The organism is Caballeronia sp. INML2 (genome assembly GCF_023631365.1).
In the GTDB taxonomy this organism is placed as follows: Bacteria; Pseudomonadota; Gammaproteobacteria; order Burkholderiales; family Burkholderiaceae; genus Caballeronia; species Caballeronia turbans.
Genome location: NZ_JALQDH010000100.1, coordinates 1 through 3,921, shown reverse-complemented (window position 1 = coordinate 3,921; position 3,921 = coordinate 1). Strand labels below are relative to the sequence as shown.

Sequence of the window (3,921 nt, the reverse complement as noted above, 5' to 3'; positions counted from 1 at the left end):
ACGCAGGACAGATCGCGATACCGCTCGACGTTGTTCGACCATCGCTTTTCCCATCTGGCCAGCATGTCGCCGGCTTGCCGCCGCACGGTCAAAAGCTCCCAACCGAGATGCGCGGCGAGACGCTCGCACGCAGGACCGCTGTCCTTCCATTCGACGCGGCCGAGATCGGAATGCACGAGGATGCGCGGGCCGTTGTGGCCGATGGCATCGAGATGGCGAGCGACGGCGAGCGCGCATGCAACGCTGTCCTTGCCGCCACTCACTCCAATAGCGACAACCGCATCGCTGGCGAGCAGCGCAGACACCTCCGGAGCGAGCGCGACATCGCGCGCACGCGCGGGATGGAAGGACGGGCGGGCAGTGCGCAGCGAGGACAGATCGATGGTTTGTAGCATGGTCGAAGAAGAATCGGGGTAGATGATTCATCTTCGCAGCTACAGCGCAAAGTCAAGCTGCGCGGGGCTTTCAGAGGAGCGACCGAAAGAAAGCCCGCGTCGCGGCGAGCGACAGCGGGCTAATGGATGTGATCTACAACAGCGCACGCCCACAGCCAAGAGGACACGCAGTAATAGCTTAGTTGCTACTTTTTGATGCGCAAGTAAAAGTCCGCACGAGGCAGAAACGTGACTTATCCAACAGTCGGTTTTTATTTGTCAGTCTATATTGACCTTACCCGCTAATAAGGGTGCTGAGAGACCAGACAATACAAAACAAGAAAAAACTGAGGCCATCCAGGGCGCATCCCTGGGTGGCCTTTTCTTCGCCCTAATGAGGGGAGCCACCAGCGTCATGACCCCGCACTAGCACCTCGCGCTTCGTCGGGTAGCTCCTGCGCGTGCGCATCCGCCTTCGCTTTTTCCGTCGTTGGAAACGCTGGTTTATCTTGAATCGAGACGTTTTTAGCGACCTTTTCAAGGCATGGGCTTTGATGTCGATCGCTAGAATGGCCTCTCTCTCAGGTTCGTCGACGGCCCTCGGATTTGCGACGGACTTTCAAGCGCCGCTTCAGAAATGGAGCAGGCGCTTTTTTTTCATCCTCGCTGCGTGCCGCCGGCTTAACGTCATTAATACGAGGTGCGGTGCTCAGCGCCCCGGTCGTCTCGTCACTTTGAGCGAAAGGCATAGCAAATCCTTGAGCTTTCCAATGCCGACCACGCGGCCGACTCCGTAGACTGGCTCCATTCCCCGCGCTTTTGCGCATCGACCTACCCCTCCAGCGTGCTGGAGGACCATCTTCTCTCCAGCCGTCTATGACGGCGATCTTCTGGCGACCCTAGTTGGTCGCCTTTTTTCGTCCCGTTGGGAGCCTATCCCTCCGGGAGACAGCTCCCATTATTTTTTTGGAGTTGTCTATGTCTCGCAATCTCGCGCCTGTCGTCAAAGTTTCCAGCAAGAACGGTTTCATGGCGAATCAGTGTGTGGTCGGTCAAGACGTCGAGGCCAGCCCGCCGCAGCTTTACACCGGACGCATTCATTCGGTGTGGAGCGACGGCACGGCAATGGTGGATTGGGACTATTCGCTCAACCATCAAGCCGAACGGCATCTGGTGCAAAGCGGTCGTGTCAGACTGCATCACCTCAGCCATGCCGCCTCGTAGGTCTTCTTGAATGACGCGTCCAGTTGCATAGCACTGGACGCCGTTTCTTCGTTTCTTTTCTTCCGATTCCTTCCCATCAGGGCAACCACCCTGACGGGTTCGGTTGCCCGATTTCGTTGAGGCAACCATGTTCAAGCTCATCTCCAGCTTCATCCTCGCCAGCCTGCTTTCCGCATGCGCCACTGCGGATTTCGGTTCGCCCAATACGTACCAGCGCTACGACGTTCAACGCATCGGCCAGTTCGAGCAGGCAACCATCCTGCGCGTGCGTCCGATCACCATCGAGAGCAATTCTGGCTCGTCGGGCATTGCATCGATCGTCAGCGCAGCGGCAGGTGCCTTCCTGGGCTCGCAAGTCATCGGCAACGGCAGCGGCCGCTATATCGCCGGCGCGCTTTCCGGCTCCGTCTCCGGGTTGGTGGCTCAGCGCGTAAGCGCCGCTATGTCGCGCCACAGCGGTGTCGAAGTCTTCCTTCGTCGCGCCAACGGTCAGACGGTGGTCGTCACGCAGGTCGACGATCAGCAGTTCGCTCCTGGTCAGCAGGTGTTTCTCGTCTCGAATGGGTCCGGCTACCGGATCACTCATTAAAGCCCGGTCGCTAGCGGGACCGACAATCTTGATAGCGCGGTGAAAACCGCGCCAACCCTTGCGGGGCAGGCTTCCCGCAAGGGACCTGCCTCGTCTGCACTGAGGCAATCATGAAATTTCCCCGAGTGTTTTATGCGGACCGCAGTAGTGCCAATGCCGGCGCGAAAGCGGCTCTGCAACGTCATGCGGCGCGCGTTCTGCGACGCGTCGCCCAGGACTTGCGTCTTCCGGCGCATGCGCACGAGATCGTCACCGATACGCGTCGCGGCAACGCTGCCGTACGGGTGTCGTTGCGTACCGAGACGTTGTTTGTCGACGTGCTCGAGCGTCGAGGTGGTTCGGGTGTCGCGCTGAGCTTCAGAACCCGGCGCGGCCGCTCCGACCTGACGGGCGGTGGCGAAAACCACGTCGCCTTGACGCAACTCGAGACGCCCGCAGGCTATCGAGCGATGCTGGACGGCCTGCGTTTGGCTGGCGGCATCGAGCTGAAGTGCGGAGGTCGTCGATGAAACTGGCGAAAGTAAAGATCGAGTACAGCTCGGGCACTACCATCGTGGACCGAGCGACGCTTGATCCTGCAACAGGGCAGGTTCACTTGGCTCCCCGATTGCTCGGGCTGTTGAGCAAGATGGACGAGTCCGAGTGTTCTCCGGCCTTTAGCCTGGAATACAGAGGCCACGTCTTGCCCGTTACGCCCGTCGTCAACGGCGGATATGTGGTTTCTCTTCCTACGGACCCGCCCCCGGGCATCCGCCAAATCCTCCATGCGATCGCCACGCCGTCGAAGGATCAACGCCAGCAGAATGGCCGATACCTTCACACGCTTTCGGCTGCGTCCATCGGCGGCACCGTGGGCTACGTCCACTCGGCGTCGTCCTGGGATCTGTCGTCGGTCGTGGGCGCATCGATTCTTGCGTCACTTGGAGTAGTATTGTGGTACGCGGGTTATCACGCAATGAAAGGAGGGTGAAATGGGTGCATCAATCTTTACCTTAGTGCTTGGCGTGTCCATTGCAGCTTTTTTCATGTGGACCTCCAACAACGGCCGCAAAGCCGATCGCGAACGCGATTGGGGCAAGTGATTCGACACTGCGCAAGCTGAGTCCAAAGACGAAACCGCACCTTCCGAGGTGCGGTTTTTTTTTAGCGTTTCCCGTTTCTGGCGCGCCTTCCGGCGCGCTTTTCATTTTCAGGAGTTGGTTATGTCTCAAGCGAATGCGGATGTGCTGCCGCCAGGTGTTGCCGCCGATCGCGTAGTCGATGTTAAGTCAGTCGCGCGGCTCGACACCGACGGCAAAACGGTCGATCAGGTCTTCCAGGACCTATGCCGCTTCGTGCGCGGAACGGAGCTGGAACCCGAGTGGCTTTGTCACGCGAACCTGCAGGACGACGCTAACGAAGCCATGTACGGAGCGCGCCACAGCAGACCGTGGCCCGAGCCGTCGTCACACGACCGGATTTCCGTGTCTGTGTGCATCGGCAACTCGGAAGGCTGGATCGTTCATGTGGACTTCATCAGCCGACCTCAGCTTAGCGACTCGCTCGACCGCACCTACGCGATCATGCCGTTGCTCCGCGCGAAGGTATTTTCGACTGACCATGCGTGGTCGCTCGCCCGTCTTATCGCCCGTCTAATCGACGCGGCCTAATAGCTTTTCAACTTCGTCCAGCGCTCATTCGGCGCATTAACCCTTGCCGGGCATCGACCCGACAGGGAGCGATTGCCCGCAATTT

Annotated in this window: 5 protein-coding genes and 1 pseudogene; 5 read left to right on the top strand and 1 reads right to left on the bottom strand. The window is 59.3% G+C overall.

The genetic code is table 11. The features are described from left to right. A pseudogene (locus NCT32_RS32020) lies at positions 1-395 on the bottom strand (hypothetical protein); the annotation flags it as partial. Between the two features lie 957 nt (positions 396-1,352). Here NCT32_RS32020 and NCT32_RS32015 point away from each other — a divergent pair. The 5 genes from NCT32_RS32015 (at position 1,353) to NCT32_RS31995 (ending at position 3,836) form a co-directional block, all read left to right on the top strand. Further along, positions 1,353-1,598, top strand: a complete 246-nt coding sequence (locus tag NCT32_RS32015) for a hypothetical protein (protein WP_250491205.1) — start codon at positions 1,353-1,355, stop codon at positions 1,596-1,598. Between the two features lie 127 nt (positions 1,599-1,725). Continuing rightward, positions 1,726-2,187, top strand: a complete 462-nt coding sequence (locus NCT32_RS32010) for a glycine zipper 2TM domain-containing protein (protein WP_250491204.1) — start codon at positions 1,726-1,728, stop codon at positions 2,185-2,187. 125 nt (positions 2,188-2,312) lie between these two features. After that, positions 2,313-2,696 carry a hypothetical protein gene (locus NCT32_RS32005; protein ID WP_250491203.1) on the top strand — a complete coding sequence of 128 codons (384 nt, stop codon included), beginning with the start codon at positions 2,313-2,315 and terminating at the stop codon, positions 2,694-2,696. Then, a complete protein-coding gene (locus tag NCT32_RS32000; protein WP_250491202.1) occupies positions 2,693-3,157 on the top strand; it encodes a hypothetical protein in 465 nt (154 codons plus the stop codon). The genes NCT32_RS32005 and NCT32_RS32000 overlap by 4 nt, the downstream gene beginning before the upstream one ends. A gap of 232 nt (positions 3,158-3,389) precedes the next feature. Next, positions 3,390-3,836 carry a hypothetical protein gene (locus tag NCT32_RS31995; RefSeq protein ID WP_250491201.1) on the top strand — a complete coding sequence of 149 codons (447 nt, stop codon included), beginning with the start codon at positions 3,390-3,392 and terminating at the stop codon, positions 3,834-3,836. Positions 3,837-3,921 lie beyond the last annotated feature (85 nt).